This is a genomic window from Primorskyibacter sp. S87 (assembly GCF_049801055.1).
Taxonomy (GTDB): Bacteria; Pseudomonadota; Alphaproteobacteria; order Rhodobacterales; family Rhodobacteraceae; genus JBNAGF01.
In genome coordinates, this window is the sequence record NZ_JBNAGF010000009.1 from 109834 (window position 1) to 128868 (window position 19035).

A 19035-nucleotide genomic window follows, 5' to 3' on the forward strand; every position below is an offset into this window, starting at 1 on the left:
CCCGGGGGCAACCCTCCTGTCACTCCACCCGCCAATCGTGGATTGGCATTGGCGACGGCTGACAGGTCCATCTCAGACGACAACCGGCGGCGCCCCGGTATCAACCGTCATGTCCTGATCCACCGCAATGACTGCAAGCACCGCCGAGGCACCATCCACCGCCTGATAGACGTCGAGCGTTCTGCCGTCTCCACCGGTTATGGTTTCCGATCCTCTTCGTTCGAACGTGGTGGTTGAGCCGGGCGAGTTGTCCACCAAACTCAGGTTTTCACCGGCATCGCCCAAAACCATGATCCCATTTGATGTTTCTCCCGCATAGGCTTGCAACAGCGGGTCCAGACTCGATGAAAAATCAAAAATGTTCTGTAGTGACAGTGTCGTATCCGCGTTGGAAACTGCGTTTTCAACGCTCAGTTCCTCGATACTCGAATAATTGTCTGAAACGATGATCGCAGAAAAGTCAAAGCTGCCGGATGTCGTCAACAACACTGTGTCTCGGCCCGCACCACCATCCGTCGAACCCTGCGACAGGCCTGCGCGCTGGATTTGATCGTTGCCTGAACCTGCCAGAACGTCGGACCCATTCGAAAGCGCAATGAGCGTGTCATTTCCCTCTCGGCCATCCAATTGCCCGCCCGATGCCGACGCCGTCATGGTATCGCCAAAGGGTGTCCCGTGCGCGATCTCGATGTTGCTCAATGAATGGGTGAACGACAGCCCGTCCCATGTGCCTTCTGCCGTTCCGGTGGTCAGGTTCACATTAACCGGACCATCAACACCATTTCGGTTATAGCGAACGGCATCATCTTCACCACCTGCACCATCGGCGCTGTCGGTTCCAGCCCCGAGGATAAACCGGTCGGCTCCGGATGTTCCAACAACCGTGTCGTTTCCATTGTCTGTTCGCAGTTCCAGACGCGTTTGACCAAAGCTGCCTGAATAACTGAGATCCATGACGCGGGATCCGTCTACATCGATCTGCCCGGCGCCGAGATTTGCGCTCACGTTTCCGTTGTAGAAACCCAACTGAACATTCCCAACGCCACCGTTTATCGTGACCGTTTCCTGCCCACCGGATTCGAATATGCCAATCCAACTCCATTGGGACGAATTGAGGCTAACACTGATGGTGTCATTGCCAAGCGATCCGGTGATCCCGAAGCCCTGAGCTTGCGTTGCGGCCGGGACGCCGAGCAGCGTATCGGTTCCCACGGTGCCGGCTGCGCCTTTGACAACCGTGCTGCTACCGCCATTGGCATCTATGGTGGCAGTGATACCTGCCGAGCCGATGTTCCTGTAATCCAGATTGTAATACGAACCGCCCGTCGCACCGGTGAAATCGATCGTATCGTTTCCGGCCGACCCGCGCACCCTGTCTTCGCCCGAATTGCCCATCGGGTTGATCGAGTCGTTTCCCGGCGTGCCGCCGAGATCATCATTTCCGGCTGTTCCAAGGATGGTATCTCCGCCGCCGGCTCCGACGATTTGCACCGCGTCCGCCAATGTCATGGACCGGAAATTTATCCCAAAGGAATTGCCGTCAAAATAGATCCGGGCCCGTGTGTCCCCTTCGGATGTGTATTCCGCGATTTGAAGGGTTCCGATCTGGGCCTGAGCCATGCCCCCGAATTCCAAAACGTCCTGCCCAACCACGAAATCGTCGACAAAGTCGTTTCCGCCGGTGAAAACAACGGTGTCGTTTCCTGCGCCAAGTTCAAAGAAGTCGTCTCCACTTCCAGACGTGAGACTGTCGTCACCGGCATTGCCACGCACCGAACTGTTGCCGGGCGCGGCCTCGATTGTATCGCCAAAGGACGACCCGCGTATCTGTTCAATATTCTGGAAGGTATGCGTGAAGCTCGCACCGTCCCACATTCCAACTGCGGTTCCAATGGCCCCTGCGAATGTGACCTGAACACCCTGGGACACTCTACTGCGATCATATCGTATTCGGTCGATATCACCCTGGCCATCGGCGCTGTCGGTCCCGGGACCGAGAATGAAGCTGTCACGAAACGGGCTTCCGGTTATCGCATCGTCGCCGCCACGCGAGCGGATCTCCAGCCTGAGCCGCGACGTGTCCCCGGACAGAACACTGACCGCCACGGACTCATTGTCGGTTGATGTCAGGACGCCGCCGAGGATTCCGGACACATTCCCGTTCCATCCCATGGTGATCCGTACGATGCCGTCGCCTGGCGTTACATTCACAGTGTCCTGACCACCGGCCCCAGACGGGGAAAAGTCGAAGAAAGAAAACGCGCTGGAGTTCTGAGTAATGTTGACCTGATCGTTCCCGGCTGAGCCGATGATCCCGAACCCCCACCGAGCCGCCTGCTGGACATCAACCAGCGTATCGAACCCCAATGTGCCTTTCTGAATTGCATTGGCGTTAAGGGCTAGGTTGAAGTCGATATTGGCAACGATCCCGACCGATCCGATAGGGCGATAGTCGACAAGGTGAGCGCCGTTTGATGAGTTGTTGGTATAGATGAACCGGTCGTCGCCCGGCGAAGCGAGGATCCGGTCGCTATCGGAATTTCCCATCAAGTCGATTGTGTCATTGCCGATCGTCCCGCTGACCGTTTCACTGCCAGCAGTGCCGGTGATTACCTGACCGGGTGCCGAGCTGACATCGATGATCTGCAAGGCTTCAGCGAGCGTGACACCGACAAGGCCCACCGAATGCGAACCGGCACCAAAGGAAAACAAAACGCCGGACTGCCCCCCAAAACTCTGCTGGGCGACGGTGGCCGTGCCCAACTGGGACAAGACCGGATCCGAAAGTTCCAGCACATCCGATGAAACGTCAAAATCCTGAATCAGGTCATTGCCTTCGGAAAAAACAACAGTGTCATCACCCTGCCCGGTGGTGACGGTGTCATTGCCCATCCCTCCCGCAATGCGATCATTCCCGGCAGCACCCAGCAACACGTCATCGCCACCACCGCCCGACAAGGTGCTGTCGCCGGTCGAGGCTGGATTGACGCCGTATTGATCCGCCTCGATGGAACCGGTGAAATCAGCGCGATACTGGGCAAAGAACGCAGCAAAAGCCGCAGTATCCACCGAGCCTCCGACAAGGCTCCTGCCGATGACATCCTTGATCGTGGCAACAGTCGTCTGAATGCCTGAAACAGAATAAAAGCCCGGATTTGTGGGCGTTCCGATCTGAACCCCAGTGACGTTACCTGTTCCGGCGACATAGTCGATGCCCGATCCGACAAAGGCAAAGCTGCGCCCATCGGACGCTGAAAATCGGATTTCAGTTGCGGAGGCGGTTGGTGTTCGCAACTCAGAGCCACTGCCGCTTGGCCCGAACAAGGCCGCGAAAGGCATGTCCGAGATGTCCAGTTCGAATGGTGCCGAAGGCGAACTGAGATTGTTGACGGAACCGGCTGTCGAGATTGCCGCAATATTGTCGGCAATATTGACGGTAACGGCACCGGTGGTCGTGCTACCTTCGGTATCCGAAACGGTGTAGGTAAAACTGTCTGTTCCGGCAGACGTCCCGCTGGGCGTGTATCTCAATGACCCATCCGGTTCGATCGTCACCGAGCCACGTCCCGGCGCGCCGACTGAACTGACCGTGAGGGCTGTGCCCTCCGGATCGCTGTCATTCGCAAGCACTACAATTATGGTCTCTGCACCGACCACAGTTCCGACAGTGTCGTCACCAACAATCGGCGGATCGTTCACCGGCGTCACCGTCACCGAGATCGTCGCCGTGTCGGTGGCCTGACCATCCGTCACCGAGATCACGAAACTGTCCGGACCCGCGTAATTGCCACCCGGCGTGTAGGTGTAGCTTCCGTCCGCGTTCACCACGGCGGTGCCGTTGGCGGCCTGCGTGGACAGGGCATAGCTCAGCGCATCGCCATCGGGATCGGTGGCCAGGACGGTATCGGAGAGCACGCCGCCTTCGGCAACGGTCTGCGAGCGGTCGTCCAGAACCGGCGGATCGTTCACGCCGCCCACATCAATGGAAATTCTGGTCGTTACCTGCGCCTGACCATCATCAACTTCGATTGCAAAGCTGTCGTTGCCCGAAAAATTGTCGTTTGGCGTATAAGTATATGTGCCAGATGCTGATACAGAGGCCACGCCATTCTGAGGGGCCTCGGTGATACGAAAGATCAGATCGGCAGCAGCCGTATCCGGGTCGTTGACCACAAGGGGAACTGTGAGTGACCCTCCCTCCACCACATTCACTGAGATGTTTGGCGCCACGGCAGGGGCATCATTCACGGCATCAACCGTGATTGACACTTCAACCGTTGCAGTTTCTCCAGCGGGGTCGCGCACCTCAACTGTGAAGGTGTCATCTCCGAAAAAGTTGTCAGCGGGTGTATAGGTATAGCTGCCGTCCTGGCGCAGTTCGACGGATCCGTTCGCGGGATCTGCAACCATCGAAAAGGCGATTGCATCATTGTCGGGATCCGAAGCCGTGATGGTGCCGGATATATCAGTATCTTCGTTTCCACTGGATGGTTCAGACCTGGCCTGCGGCGCACTGTTGGTCGCAGCAACCGTAATGGTAATCATTGCAGGCTCGGATAGTGCCTGATTTGAATCCAGAACAACGAAAGCAAAACTGTCCTGACCCGTGAACCCTTCGTTTGGAGTGTATTCGTATGTGCCGGCGGCAGCGTCGGTTACAACAACCTTCCCATTGGGGGTGGAGACCACTTGCCCCTCTTGCGCAAGAACAGTTTCACCACTGGACTGCGAAAGGACCAAAGCGAACCCCAGCACGGCACCATCCAAGTCGGTGCCCTGAAGCGCCCCAGTGGCTGTGTTCCCATCGGAGGAAACCGTCAGCCCACCTTCCCCGGCGACCGGGACAAAGTTGACCGGAATCTCCGGTTGCCGATCTGGCTCGCCCCCGCCACTGTCGCCGCCATCCGGTCCGCTTCCACCATCGCCACCAGAAGACCCGCCCGGATCGTTCCCGGGGATACTGTCGGATCCGCTTCCTCCGTCATTTTGTGGTGTTCCCGACGACGGGTTTCGCGGACCGGTCAACGGATCACTGGGATTTGCCGGATCCGTGCCGCTATCGCCTCCGGATTCCGGCCCTGATTCGCCATTATCGCCACTGTCGTTGTTGGCTGGCTGGCCCGAAGGGGCGACGCCATCGGTGGCCTGCCCATTACCGCCATCTACTGCGGATCCCGAGTCTGTGTTTGGATTTTCCGACGGCGCAATTGGGGTATCTGTCGGAACCGGATCAGTTGTGGTGTCCGTGCCCGGATTTGCATTCGCCTCGTCGCCAGAGACGTATGGCTCGCCGCCAGCTACGCGATTAAGTGCCTGTTCGACGGCTTCGACGAATCTTTCCTCCAGCGCCTGATCATTCAGAATCCCGACAAACTCTCTTTGAACCTCTTGAATGGTGCTTGGTGTGATCAAAAGAATTGTCTCGGGATTGGTAATTATGGCAACCCGGTTGCCCTCGAGATCCTCGACATCAATCTCCCCGATCTCATCAGTGCCGGGGTCTGGCAGCAAGCCGACAACAACCGTTATGTTGCCATCTTCTGCAATGATCCTGACCTGAACGGTTGTGCCCCGAATGGCCAGAGTCGACGCCGGTGTTTCAACATCCATACCGCCTGTTTTGGCGACTTGACCGGCAATAAAGACAAAACTTCCCTGAATGAGATTGAACGTGGCGGTATTGTCCGAACCATCAGGATCAAAAATCAATTCATCAAGGATCATTCGGGAACTGGCACTGAGTGAAAAAATCGTGCCGTCAACAAATGTCAGGGATACTGATCCATTAACTGTCGTTTCAACCACGTCATTTTGGTAAACGAAATCTCCCTGAGACAGAGAAACCCGGCTACCGTCCGCGCGAGTTGCCGTGGCGGTTCCTGAAAGGTTTTCAACCTGACCTATGGGGTTTTCCAGGTCGGTGGACGTGTTTGTTGTGTGTGAGGATGCAACGCGGATCGCTTCGCTGCCACCCGATAAACGAACAACATCGGCACCGCGGATAACAGCGCCATCAGGTGATACTATGTCGGCTGGTGTCGTCGATCCAAAGTAATCCGATATACGCACGACTGCTGCGTCTGCATTTGAGACGATCAGATCCTGCCCAGTCTGTTCAAAGTCGCCGCGAAACAGGAGATGAGCGTCAGGAAATGCCACAACTCCGTTCTCAACAGTTAGCGCGACTTCGTTTTGAACGCCAAATGACGTTCCGATGTCACTGTCAAATCTCACCGGTGCCCCCAAGAAGTCTCAGTCCGGCTGAAATCCTTAGGCAAAATAGCTGAATTCAATTTTGCACAGTCGGTGGCAGCCGACCGGTTAGTCTTTTCAAGGGTTCACAATAACCCGGATCGCCAAAAATTCCAATTGCAAGATTAGTCTTTTCATTACGATAGATCAGAGTGCTGGAAAGTAGTGTATTCATAATATGTGAAATTCTCTGCAACGGTACCCAAGCCCGAATATTCAACACGCCAATTGCAGATAAAAATGTTCGGGTCAATTGTAGCTTCTTTGGGCCCGTATCGAACAGGTTTCACCTTTCCCGCAACGCTTCGTGCTGGGCACGCAAGACTGGTTGGATCAAGTACTCAAGAACCGTTTTCTGACCGCTTTGTATGTCAACGCTTGCGATCATTCCTGGAGATATCTGAAACGCATTGTCATCACTGCCCAAGGCAGATTGTTCCGTGCGCAGCATTACCTGAAAATAGGGTGTGCCTTCACCGTCCTGAAGGGCGTCCGCGCCTATGCGTTCAACGACCGCAGGCAGATCACCGTAGCGCAGGTAGTCAAAAGCGGTGATTTTCACCGAAGCCTCCGCGCCCACCCGCACAAATGCCACGTCACGCGGCCTGACTTGCGCTTCGATAAGAAGAGAGTCGTCCAGTGGCACAATCTCGGCAAGAACCATACCCGGTTGAACGACACTTCCGACATTCGTGAGATTGACCCGGTTGACCGTTCCGAGCGCGGGCGAGCGTAGCTCCATTCGGGACACTCTATCTCGCGCGGCTGTCAGACTTTCTTCGACGACAGAAAGCTCCGCGAGGGCCTTCGAAATACCTTCTCTGGCAGTCAATCCGTATGAAGAACGGGCGGAAACGATTTGCGCGTCGATTTCCTCTATTCCGGCACGCAATCTGTCTTTGGTTGCATGGGCAATCGCTAGATCCCCTTCGGTTTCAGCCAGCTTGGATTGAAGCCGCAGTACCGCAATTTCCGGAGAAGTCCCTTGCTGGAACAGTTCCTTCATGATCTCGAGCTCGCGCCTGAGGGGCTCGGCCACCGCTTCCATCCGATTTTGTTTGGCGGAAAGCTCTGCCAACTCGGCCTGTTTCTGCATCTGTCTCTGGTTCAGGACTTCCAGTTCCAACTCCAGTTGTTTTTTGCGGGTCTGGAAAACGGCGGTTTCGGCCTCAATCAGACGCGGTTGAATCTCACTATTGTGAGGAAACACAATCTCTTCTGCGCCTGCTGCCTCTGCCCGCAGCCGGGTCAGTTGAGCACCCAGCGAATGTTGCCGCTGCTCAAGCTCTCCCAACCGGGATTGCGCACCGGTATCATCAATCTCGAACAGAACCTGCCCGGCATCGACAACGTCCCCTTCATGCACTTCGATCGCAGCGATGATACCGCCTTCGGCCGATTGAACTGATTGCAACTGGGAACTTGGAACTACGCGGCCGCTTGCCCGAGTGACCTCCTCGATTTCATAAATGGCGGCCCAGAACCCGACACCAAAAAACAACATGAGGATTACCAGAAGTAGCGCCCATAATCCGGCTCCGGCATCCTTGCCGCCCGGGCGATTGACATACTCTTCGTCTCCTCCGCGCATCAGAAACATCAGTTAATTGCCCCTGCTTGTGACGACCCGTTCTTGTTGAGTTGCGACAAAACGGTTTCGCGTGGCCCGTCCATTACCTTTCGGCCTTTCTCCAGAACGACAAAACGGTCGGCGATGGCTGCAAGCGACATTCGGTGAGTGGACAGGATCATACCCACACCGCTTTGTTGCAATTGGCGTAACCTTTCTATGACGAGGGCTTCGGTTTGGTGGTCCATGGAGTTTGTCGGCTCGTCCAGAAACAGAACTTTTGGCTTTCTGAGAAGCAACCGAGCCAACGCGATACATTGACGCTGACCGCCGGAAAGCCGCTCGCCCTTTTCACCGACAAAGAAGTTCACGCCTTCTGGAAGCGAGGCAACAAAGCCATCGATACCTGCCAGAAAAAGAGCCCGCCCGATATCAGTGTCCGATGCATCAGCAACACCAATGGTGACGTTCTCTCGAATCGTTCCGGTGAACAGAACCGGATCTTGTGGAAGATAACCGACGCCGGCGCGTAGTTCGGCCGGCTCATATTGGGCTATTTCATAGCTGTCGATCAGGATCTTCCCATTGTCCGCTCGATAGGTTGCGTTGATGAGTTTTCCAAGCGTTGATTTCCCTGATCCGATACGCCCCAAAAGTGCAATCGTAGACCCCGGCGGGCAATCCACTGTCACGTTATCCACCGCAGGAGCCATTGCTCCGGGATAGGAAAAACTGACACCATCCAGCTCCACATGTCCTGCTCGAACCGTCAGATCGCTGCGCAGGACTTCGCGGTGTTCGACTTCGGTTTCGACGAATTCGTCTATGGATTTCTTGGCGGTGAATGCCAAGTTCGCCCGAAACACCGTCTGGGCGATACCGGCCAAGGGCGAGAGAATTCGCCCGGCTAGAATATTGGCCGCGATCAGAGCACCCAGACTAATTGCCCCATCCGAAACGAGGAAAACGCCCCAACAGATGATTACGACACTGACAGCTTGTTGCACGATGGCGGTCGCCGAGGCCGTAAAAGTAGCCCAGTTCCGGGTTTGGGCCGTCACTCTGGAAGAAGCGGCAACGGCATTCTCCCATTCACGGAGAAGAACGGGTTCTGCTCCGACACTTTTGACGGTTTCCAATCCAGACAAGGCTTCTATCAGAACGACATTGCGTTTGATGTTCATCTGTTGGGCTTGCCGCGCAGAACGCGCAATTGGCATCTGGGCCAAAAAGGCAAGGATCAGGATAATTGGGATCGCGACGATTGGAGCCCAAGTCAAAGGCCCGACGATTAGAAAGAGAACAGTCAGGAAAATTCCGACAAAGAGCAGGTCAATAAAGGACACCAGCGTAGACGACGCAAAAAAGTCGCGAACGACTTCGAAGTCACGTAAATTGGTAATCGCACCAGCAGCGCCTCCTCGTCGGCTAAGCATCATTTGACTGAGCGCCAGATGAAACAGACGCGATGCCAGTGCCAGATCCGTTCGTCGCGACACGCGCTGGATTACCACATTACGCAGTAATCGCAGTGCCAGATCAAGCATGAGCGCGAGCGCGACACCGATTGCCAGAGTGACAAGTGTGACAAAGGCAAGGTTCGGGATCACCCTATCAAACACGTTCATAACGAAAATCGGCAAGGCCAATCCGGCCAGATTCACCCCTAATGCGGCCAGAAAAACCTGCGCCCACGAGGCCTTGTGTCGACCTAGCTCAGACCAGAGCCAATCCCCGGTTCCCCGGTCAAGCTTGCGAGCATCAGGGCTCAGCCGAGAAGACGTCGCCGCAATTTTGGGTGCTACCAGAAGTATCTCACCGCAAAGTCTTGGCGCGAGTTGGTTTATCAGAAACTCACCCGATTCCCCTGACGTCGGGTCCAGAACGACCGCATTATTTGCGTCGAAATCAACCAGTATCATCAAAGAACCATCGGTTCCCATCAGTAGAACCGGAAGGCTGCCGGGATCAATATGACCGATCTTTCGTTTCGACACGCGCGCCTTTAGGCCCGCAGCGTCAAAGGCGCGGACATAGGTGCCGGACCCATCCTCAGAAAAGCCCTGAGGCAGGCGGCGCGTCAGTGCTGTAGCCGCAAAAGGAAGTGAGTAATAGCGAGTAAACCACGCGATTGCGGCTATGACAGTCTTCTCGGTTGGTGCTGAAATCTTGCGCGCGCCGTCCATTCGCATCAAGGCCCGGATCGTGCTGACGAATTGCCCGAAACAGTGCCGATCAATTCTAATAGCTCTGCCCGCAATTCCTTGTAACGGGAGCAACAAATTCTTTCGCAATACTCATCGATCAACGAGACCTACTCCTCTTATGGAGCCACGAAGTCAATTCTCCAAAATCACATCAACAATAACCGAAATTGAGAATTTTTCAATTTTTGCAAGAATTGGTGGTCAGACTTTGCCTCCAATTTCAAAGAGCAGCTTAAATCCAACTGCTACTTTGATCTTTGCTGCCGCCGTCTGGATCGCTGGACATCGATGACCGAATATTGATGGGTTCGGTCGTTCGCTCCAACGTCAAGGGCCATGCTTTACTTGCCTCGGGGCGCCAAGCGTGGTCAGTCTTGACCGACCCAACCCGGCACCCCCAACAAGGACTTTTTCCTAGTGGATATTCGGTACAGAGTTCTTTTCGGCGCGTGCCTGACCCAGTTCACGGTCATTGGGCTGTTGTTCTCTTACGGCCTTTTGTTCAACCCATTGCAGGAAGAGTTTGGGTGGTCGCGAACGTTTCTGTCCAGCGCATCCTCTCTGTCGTTTTTCATGATGGGGATCCTCGCCATTTTGGCTGGCCGAATGAACGACAGGTTCGGGCCCCGTATTGTGATGGGGATATGCGGTGTAGCATATGGAATTGGCTTCATCCTGTTGTCACAGGTCACAGCACAATGGCAGATGTTTGCGATCTTCGGCGTATTCATGGCGTTGGGGCTTGGCGCCCATGATGTCGTCACTCTGTCGACAATTGCCCGCTGGTTTGAAAAGCGGCGTGGGATCATGTCGGGTGTTGTAAAGTCGGGAACCGCGCTGGGGCAGATCGCAGTCCCCCCTCTGGCTGCGTTCCTGCTGCTTGCCTATGGATGGCGTCAGGCGGTTTTTCTTCTCGGCATTGCCGCTGTGGTTCTTTTAATCATCGCGGCCCTGTCAATGGAACGCCCGCCGGTTTCCCTGTCTACGAGTTCAGGCGCCGCCGCGCGCGGGTTCAGTTTCACACAGGCGCGCACCACGCGGGTTTTCTGGTCTCTCTGCGCGATTCAGTTCACGTTTTTTCCTTCGATGATGACGGTGCCGACGCATCTGGCGGTTCACGGAACCGACCTTGGCATGACCACCGCGAAAGCGGCGACCCTATTGTCTGTGTTGGGCACAACAAGCATATTCGGGCGACTGGCAGTTGGCACGCTCTCTGACCGGATCGGCAGCAAGCTTGCGTTTTTGATTTGTTTTTTAGTTCTGCTGGGAAGCCTGCTTTCATTTGTCGGGGTATCGTCACACGGTCTGCTTTTCGTAGTCGTCGCCTTTTATGGTTTCAGTCACGGAGGCATGTTCACTGTCGTATCCCCACTAGTGGCAGAGTATTTCGGAATGCGGTCGCATGGTTCGATCTTTGGAACTATCCTCTTCTTCGGCACGATAGGTGGCGCGATCGGGCCAATTCTGGCCGGGTGGATCTTCGACGTGAATGGCAGTTATCAATATGCGTTTATGTTACTTGCCGCGCTCGCAGCGCTCGGCCTGGCGCTGGTGCTCTCATTGCCTGGCAAATCTAAGGTTACTGAATTTACCGAAAGGGCAGGGACCATCCCTGAATAGACCGGGCCGGGGCGAACGTACGGCCCGGTCAATTTCGCCGGGTTAGGCCCATCCAAGATCCTGCAGCGCATGCTGATCATTCCAGATCTTTGTCATATGGGCGATCCTTCCGCCCGCAAATTCCATCGAATACACATAATCCGACGCAGTAGTTTTGCCCGTTGCCTCTACCGGACCACCGTCGCCGGAATGCGTTCCCTTAAAGACGGCAAAGGCCATCACTGTTCCGCGATCCCTATCTTCGGCAAAGCCCTTTAGTTCATAGCGGCCATCAGGGATCGGCCCGAGCAACCCCTTCATCCAGTCTGCATACCCAGCCAGAGTCCGCGTATCTTCAAGCGCGCCGGCCTGACAGGAAAAACTGGCATCGTCGTGGCAATAAGCCCTGCATTCAGCCCAACCCTTTCCTGTTTCACAGGCTTCAAAAAAGTCCTTTGCGGTATTGATGTCCGACATGTCATTTCTCCTGAAATTGCAAACCGTCCCAATCATTCGACACGGCATACCAAGAGCATGTCTGACCGGGCATCCACTCGATATCCATCAAACGAGGGAGTTGATGCAGGAGGGTCTTGGTGTAGGCTCCTCCTACATTTGCAGGAGACGGGGATGTCTGAAACGACGCTTGGGGTATCGAGCCTGTCAAAGCGGGAGCTTGAGGTCTCCAAAGCTTATGCTGACGGCGGCAGCAACAAAGAGATTGCGCGAGACCTCAGCATTTCACCCACAACGGTTCGTTCTCATCTCAGAACCGTTTACCGCAAGCTAGGCATTTCTTCCAAGATTGAGTTAGCGCGTGTTTTTGCCAATCAAGGGAAGATCGAAGAAACTCCAGACAGTGCCAGAAACGATCTTGCAGCGGACCTTGCCTTGGAGTTGGACGAGGCAATGCGCCGGGAACAGGTAACGGCCCGGGTCTTGAGGATTATCAGTCGGAAGGACAAGGAACTGGGCGCGGTCATCGACGAAGTGATCGACTACGCGTTGGAGCTGTGTGAAGCTGAATTCGGTATTCTGTTCCAGTATCACGGGGATTTCAGGTTCAGCGAGTTGCGATCCCGCAATATCACCACCGAGTTTGATAACTGGCTGAAAGAACAAGGTGTATTCGAAGCCGACGAGGACACCGGTATAGGTCGGGTCGCCAAGCGACTTGAGGCAATCAACATTGCCGATGTCCGTGGCGAGGATGTTTATGAAAGTGGAAATCCCTTGAGGATCGCGACCGCCGATTTGGGCGGCTCTCGCTCTTTGGCAGCCATCCCGATGATGTCCGGCGATCGTTTACTGGGGGTGTTCACTGTTTACCGAACACGGCTTCACCCGTTCAATGACCGCGCGCTGGAACTGGCACAGGCCTTTGCTGATCAGGCAGCTATTGCCATAGACAACGCCCGCCAGATCTCGGATCTCGAAAGCCGGTTGAGCCGAACCGCCGCCACGCGTGAGGTACTCGAGGCCATCAGCGGCTCAAGAGGTGATGAAAAGCCGGTGTTCGACACGATTCTGAGAAACGCCCGGCAGCTGTGCGAGGCCCCATTTGCCGCGCTCGTGCTGGGAACGAAAGATGATGATCATCAGAGATTGGCGGCTCATCATGGCGGGATCCAGAGTACTCAGGATCTCTATCGAGAAGGGAAAGTGCCTATGGATCCGGCCCGGTCCTTTGCTGCACGGGCCATTTACGAACAAAGGCCGGTGCATCTGCATAACATGCAGGACACGCCGGAATACAAATCAGGCGTTCCCAATGTGGTTTCCCTCTGTGATCAGCAGGGCATACGCACCAACCTTTTCGTTCCCCTGATCTCTGGGGACAGGGCAATCGGCTGTTTCATCATCTTCAGACACGAGGTCAGGCCGTATACCGAAGAACAGGTCGCATTGGTAGAAACCTTTGCAGCACAGGCGGTGATCGCCTTGGAAAACGTACGGCAGTTCCGGAAGCTTCAGGCGAGACTTGAGCGTGCGGCCGCGACAAGAGAGATTTTGGAGGCGATCCGGGACTCGCGCGAAGATGAACAGCCCGTAATCGATGTCATCCTGCGCCGCGCGGCGCAACTTTGCAAGGCCGATGCGGCCGCAATGACGCTTGGCAAAAAGGGGGAAAAAACGCAGCGCCTCGCGGCAGCTTTCGGCATGCATCCCAAAACCCGCGCGCTGTATCCTGCCGGAAAGGTCAGCATGAACCCGGAAACATCATTGGTCGCCCGTGCCATCGTCGAAGGCAAGACGCTTCACGTACACGACTATTCGGATACTGATGGTTACAGGAAGGGTGAGGAAGTTTTTACTTCGCTGGTCAATGACACCGGGATGCGCACCAGCATCAATGTCCCGATGCTCTCGGGCGGTCAGGGAATAGGGGCTCTGGTTCTGTTTCGAAAATCGGTGAAACCCTATCAGCCTGATGAGATTGTACTGGTCGAAACCTTCAGCGCACAGGCCGTTATAGCGCTGGAAAATGTGTCTCAGTTCAAGGCTTTGGCGGCGCGAACCTCCGAAGTGCAGGCCCTCAACTCTGCGCTTCAGACGAAGGTTGACGAACAGGTACAAGAGATCGAACGTGTTGGGCAATTGCGCCAGTTTCTGTCTCCTGCCGTTGCAGACGCATTCGTTTCGTCTGGTGACGATAGTGCCTTAAAAAGCCATCGCGCTTTGATCGCGACCCTGTTTTGCGACATCCGCGGGTTCACAGCGTTCTGCGAAACGGCTGAGCCGGAGGAAACGATCGAGGTCTTGCAGACCTATCACGAAGAAATGGGCAATCTGATCTCGGAACACGGCGGCGGTGTGGACAAGAGAATGGGTGACGGGATTATGGTGATCTTCAACGACCCGATTCAGCGTGACGATCCAGCCGGCGACGCGGTTCGCCTCGCGATCGCGATGCGCTCACGAATGCAGGATCTTTGCGCCAAATGGAAACGCGTTGGCCATAGACTTGGATTTGGGGTCGGGATCTCTCTTGGCTACGCGACGGTGGGAATAGTCGGGTCCAAGGGCCGGTTTGACTACACTGCTTCCGGAACCGTTGTGAACACAGCTGCGCGGCTTTGTGATGTGGCCGAAGATGGCGAAATTCTTCTTGCTCCACGAGCTTGGGCGGCAGTTGACGGAGCTTTCACGTCGGCAAGCAGGGGCGAGATCGACATCAAGGGCATCCGTGAACCAATTGAAGTCTTTGCGCTCGGTGATCAAACTGCCGACTAAACAACATCGCCTGAAGGGCCCAATCAAATTTGGCCACGATTTGATTTGGCGGCCACAATATGTTGCGCTAGGTTTCCGAACAACGGCCAAGTGTTGGTTTTCGGGAGCAATAACCGTGCATATACAACTCAGACTTTTTTCGTTCGGTTTTGCTATCCTGTTTCTTTTGATACTGCCAGTTCAGACCATCGCGGCTCCTGTTTCCGAGCAGATAAAAACCCTTCTTGACGCAAATGGCGCAGCAACCTCGGCAAAGGTTCAGAATACCAGCCTTGATGCCAAGATTCTTGTCCCGCGTTTTTATGAACAACGCGGATTTGCACCTGCCTGGGAAGACGCTCAAGCCGTGGAGGAGTTGCTGGGTGAGCTGAAATTCGGTGTCGAACAAGGTTTTGAGCCCGAAGATTTCCATTTTCTCAAACTTCAGGAACTGGCCGCAGCCGCCCAGGGTGGCGGCACCGAAGCGCAGGCGATGTTTGATATTGTCGCCACCGACGCCGCCGTAAAGCTGATCCATCATCTTGTCTTTGGCAAAGTGGATCCGGCCGCGCTGCACGACGAATGGAATTTTTCCAAGACCGTCATCGAACAGGACCCAGCCGTTATTCTAAACGAGTACATCAATGGCGAAGGGTTCCCCGCTTTGATAAACCGGATCGCTGTCGACAATCCTCAGTACCGAATGCTGGTGGGTGCGCTGGCAAGATACCGGACAATCGCAGAGCAGGGGGGTTGGCCGCACGTTCCTGACCAAACCGTTCTGAAACCCGGCATGACCGATCCGGCGGTTGCCGTTCTGCGGCAGAGGTTCGCCGCCGAAGGTGTCCTGCGCGCAATGGCTACGGACGCGACCTCAGAGAACAACATCGATCCGCACTGGGTTTATGACGATAAATTGGCCGAAGATGTGAAAGCTTTTCAGACGCGTCACGGGCTGGAAGCGGACGGCGTAATCGGACCAAGAACCTTTTTGTCGCTCAATCAACCGGTCGAAGATCGCATCAACAAGATTCGACTGAGCCTTGAACGCGGCCGCTGGCTCATGCGCGAAACCGGGGATGAATTTGTTCTGGTCAACATCGCCGGCGCGCGAACCTATCTGGTCAAGTCAGACGGCACGCTTTGGACGACACGGTCGATCACCGGTTCGGCATATCGGAAGACACCCGTGTTCCGCGATGAAATCAAATACATGGAGTTCAACCCGACCTGGACCGTGCCAGCCTCCATTTTCCGAAAGGATAAGCTGTCGCGCATACGCAAGGATCCGGGCTATCTGAGCCGCAATAATTACATCGTTCGCAACAGCAACGGACAGGTCATTCCGACCAATGCAGTCAACTGGAGTGCAAACAATCCCGGCGTCACGCTGGTACAGAAACCCGGACCGGAGAATGCACTGGGCCTAGTTAAATTCATGTTTCCGAACAAATACTCGGTCTATCTGCACGACACGAATGACAAGGGTTTGTTCGATCGAAATGAACGCAACCTGAGCTCGGGCTGCGTTCGTCTGGAGTATCCATTTGAGTTTGCCAATCTCCTGATGGAGGGCGATCCGGAATGGAGTCAGGAAAAGATGCAAGCGATCCTTGACAGCGGAAAGACCACACGCGTTGACCTGCCCAACCCAATTCCGGTGCTGTTGACCTATTGGACCGCATGGGTCGAAGGAGATCAGGTCCATTTTCGAGAAGATCCATACCAGCGGGACGGACCAATTCTTGAGGCGCTCAAGAGGTGACCACACGGCTCAATCAGCAGTGTGGTCAGAATTCTCAGAAGAACGTATGGATCCTAATGCATCACCATACTTGCCACGAATGCTGCAAGGGTGAAGCCAAATGCAATGAACGCCAGACCCCTGATCGTAGCCGCTGCACCTTGAACTTTTGTCGTTTCATAAGCGCTCTGTTCGGACAGTTCAGGAAGCAGGTTTGCCTTGCTTGATTTGAACAGCCCTTCGTCTTCAATGATGTTCATAATGTCCCCCCCGGAAATTTGTTTCTTAATCTGATGAATAAGAACCAGCTTAGGCCAGAAGGTCGTGTTCAACGAAGCAAGAAGTGATTTTGCGCGAGTGTTCGACCCGTTTCTCTGTTGGCGCAGAAACAAAGCCGTTCATGCCGGGTTGCCAGTTTCGAATGTAGCAACAAACAACGTCATTGGACAAAACCTACGGCATCCAAAAGCTGAATACCGAAGGGCGATTCTCTCTCGTCCGTTGTCCTTATTGATCGGATTGCTCAGGCTCTGTTGTCGCTGGCTGGTCAGTAGATGCTGGCGGAACGTTTTCCGGTCGGAACCCCAAAAGCTCGGCCGTTTGCACATCGACAACTCCGGTTGGGTCCATTTCGTTGTCATATTGGAACCACTGAAGCGCATTGTCCGTCCCTGACCCGAACACGCCATCAACCCCACCGACATCATATCCGGCACCGACCAGTCGGTTTTGCAGGTCGCGGACAACTTCGCCCCGGGTCAGGGGATCGGTGAGGGAAAGCCCTACGACGCTTGTTGGCTCAGAGGCAGCTTCCCCCTCAGGATCGGATACGATCTCATAGACCTGCTGATCGTCGTGATAGGTCGACCGGTAGAGCACCCCATTGCATTCATACAGTGTTTCGCCTTCGTATTGGACCTTCTGACATTCCTGATCGTCCGGCAGGTCGGTTACAAAGGCCAAGGTTGAACCCACAAGAGCGGCGGTAAAGAACCAGCCCCATGTCGAGTTCCAATAGTAATCGCCCCAATGATAATGTGGTGGGCGGTAGTATGGCGGTCTCACATGTGGCGGATGCCATCCCGGAGGACGGGTATGCGGAGGCCTCCATCCCGGTGGCCGTGCACTTGGTGGGCGCGATCCGGGCGGTCGCCCGGCAATGGGTCGGTCGCCCGGCGGGCGTGGCCGGCTGTTCGGAGGTCTTTGGCCGGGAAGATCGGCACCGGGTCGCGGTTTTGCTGGCAACGTGGATGGTCGGTCTGCACCACCTCCGGGCCGCGCGACCTCTCGCTTCGGCTGAGCCGGGCGCTGCACGGCTGGTGCGGGCTGGGTGCTCGGGCGGGTCGGTCTCGCCGCCGGTTGCCTTTGTGGCTGTCTTGACGGCTGCGGGCGTGTTCTGGCACCGCTTGGACGGGCTCTGCTGGGAGAAGAGAAACCGCCGCCGCGACCGCCACGTGGCCCTGCCTCTGCTTCCTCGACAGCAGGGGACAGGCGTATAATGCTTTCCGGCGAAGTCCCGACTGCCAATAAAAACGCCAGCCATCCAAGAAACCAAAATCTCATGGTTGTGCCCCCGACACTCATCGTTCGACCACCGGCGTGGACCATGTCATCTGTTCAAAGCTGTCGTCGGGTTGGAAATGAAACGTCCCTTCCCCAATCTCGGGCGAAAAATCCCAAGATGTGAAATAGGCGCGGTATTGCGGCCAGCCTTGAGTATAGGGGTCTGTTCCAACCAGCATGACAAGTTCCGGATTAACCGCGTCGGCCAGAACCCAGACTTGCCAGTCATTGTCGTAGTTTGAGAATGCGAGGTGATGAACCGCCCGACCCGCCAGCCTCGTCTCTCCAAGATAGGCCGCGGCAGTCGCATCGTTGATCAACTCGGATCTGCTTCCATTCGTAAGAACCTGCCACATTGGCAGAGTCACCCCAAACTTCTCTTGAGTGGCGTCAGCCAGTTCGTCGATCCCGCCAGCAAAACGCGCCTCGGCAAAAACGAGATTGTCGCGATCCACAACCTGAAATGTCGAACCGTCAAAGAAATACTCGCGCGTTTCCGATCCATTCTCGGAATAGGAATACAACCCCTTACCGCGCGCCATAACGTTCCTGCCACTGCGAACTCGGGTGAGTTTCTCCCGTCCGTCGACGACCTGATCGTAAGAAACAAACCAGTCAACACTGAGTGCCTCCTGACCGGAAAGATATTCTATCGCCAGAGAAAGCACCTCGACTGCTCTGGGATCGATTGCAGGAGCTTCCTTGCCTTCTTCTTCAGCCGAAACACCAGAAGACGGCAAGACTCCCGCCAACGTCAAACAAGCCGACAGGCCGAATGAGCGGGCGTATAACGGCAGAAACTTTAAGCGCAGCATGCAGTTGAGCTTGCGACATCGACGATGCCCAAGCAAGCACTTTGAAACTTTTCAGAAATTTCTACTTGT

At 55.3% G+C, this 19035-nt stretch carries 11 protein-coding genes; 4 read left to right on the forward strand and 7 right to left on the reverse strand.

Annotated elements, in window-relative coordinates; all coding sequences use genetic code 11:
• Nucleotides 1-72 precede the first annotated feature (72 nt).
• The 3 genes from ACP15U_RS15525 to ACP15U_RS15535 form a co-directional block, all read right to left on the reverse strand.
• Nucleotides 73-6234, reverse strand: coding sequence for a tandem-95 repeat protein (locus ACP15U_RS15525; RefSeq protein ID WP_425046064.1), 6162 nt, complete (start codon nt 6232-6234; stop codon nt 73-75).
• Nucleotides 6235-6538: 304 nt separating this feature from the next.
• Complete coding sequence (locus ACP15U_RS15530; protein WP_425046065.1) at nt 6539-7852, reverse strand: HlyD family type I secretion periplasmic adaptor subunit; 1314 nt, start codon at nt 7850-7852, stop codon at nt 6539-6541.
• The gene (locus tag ACP15U_RS15535; protein ID WP_425046066.1) at nt 7852-10014 is read right to left on the reverse strand and encodes a type I secretion system permease/ATPase; all 2163 of its coding nucleotides are present in this window, start codon (nt 10012-10014) and stop codon (nt 7852-7854) included. The genes ACP15U_RS15530 and ACP15U_RS15535 overlap by 1 nt, the downstream gene beginning before the upstream one ends.
• 432 nt (nt 10015-10446) lie before the next feature.
• Between ACP15U_RS15535 and ACP15U_RS15540 the strand changes: the two genes are divergently transcribed.
• On the forward strand, nt 10447-11652 hold the full coding sequence (locus ACP15U_RS15540) for an MFS transporter (protein ID WP_425046067.1): 1206 nt from the start codon (nt 10447-10449) through the stop codon (nt 11650-11652).
• 42 nt (nt 11653-11694) lie between these two features.
• Here ACP15U_RS15540 and ACP15U_RS15545 read toward each other — a convergent pair whose 3' ends face one another.
• Nucleotides 11695-12108 carry an ester cyclase gene (locus ACP15U_RS15545; RefSeq protein ID WP_425046068.1) on the reverse strand — a complete coding sequence of 138 codons (414 nt, stop codon included), beginning with the start codon at nt 12106-12108 and terminating at the stop codon, nt 11695-11697.
• 153 nt (nt 12109-12261) lie between these two features.
• Here ACP15U_RS15545 and ACP15U_RS15550 point away from each other — a divergent pair, with 153 nt between their 5' ends.
• Together ACP15U_RS15550 and ACP15U_RS15555 are read left to right on the forward strand one after the other, a co-directional pair.
• Entirely contained in the window at nt 12262-14865 is a 2604-nt protein-coding gene (locus ACP15U_RS15550; protein WP_425046069.1) for a GAF domain-containing protein, read from the forward strand.
• A 115-nt stretch (nt 14866-14980) separates the two neighbouring features.
• A complete protein-coding gene (locus ACP15U_RS15555; RefSeq protein WP_425046070.1) occupies nt 14981-16609 on the forward strand; it encodes a L,D-transpeptidase family protein in 1629 nt (542 codons plus the stop codon).
• A 53-nt stretch (nt 16610-16662) separates the two neighbouring features.
• Here ACP15U_RS15555 and ACP15U_RS15560 read toward each other — a convergent pair whose 3' ends face one another.
• Nucleotides 16663-16848 carry a hypothetical protein gene (locus ACP15U_RS15560; RefSeq protein WP_425046071.1) on the reverse strand — a complete coding sequence of 62 codons (186 nt, stop codon included), beginning with the start codon at nt 16846-16848 and terminating at the stop codon, nt 16663-16665.
• Between the two features lie 247 nt (nt 16849-17095).
• Nucleotides 17096-17653, reverse strand: a complete 558-nt coding sequence (locus ACP15U_RS15565) for a peptidoglycan-binding domain-containing protein (protein ID WP_425046072.1) — start codon at nt 17651-17653, stop codon at nt 17096-17098.
• Between ACP15U_RS15565 and ACP15U_RS15570 the strand changes: the two genes are divergently transcribed.
• Nucleotides 17641-18087, forward strand: a complete 447-nt coding sequence (locus tag ACP15U_RS15570) for a hypothetical protein (RefSeq protein ID WP_425046073.1) — start codon at nt 17641-17643, stop codon at nt 18085-18087. The genes ACP15U_RS15565 and ACP15U_RS15570 overlap by 13 nt on opposite strands.
• An 81-nt stretch (nt 18088-18168) precedes the next feature.
• On the opposite strand, the gene ACP15U_RS15575 is transcribed toward ACP15U_RS15570, so the two are convergent.
• Nucleotides 18169-18891, reverse strand: a complete 723-nt coding sequence (locus tag ACP15U_RS15575) for a DUF2092 domain-containing protein (RefSeq protein ID WP_425046074.1) — start codon at nt 18889-18891, stop codon at nt 18169-18171.
• Between the last annotated feature and the right edge of the window lie 144 nt (nt 18892-19035).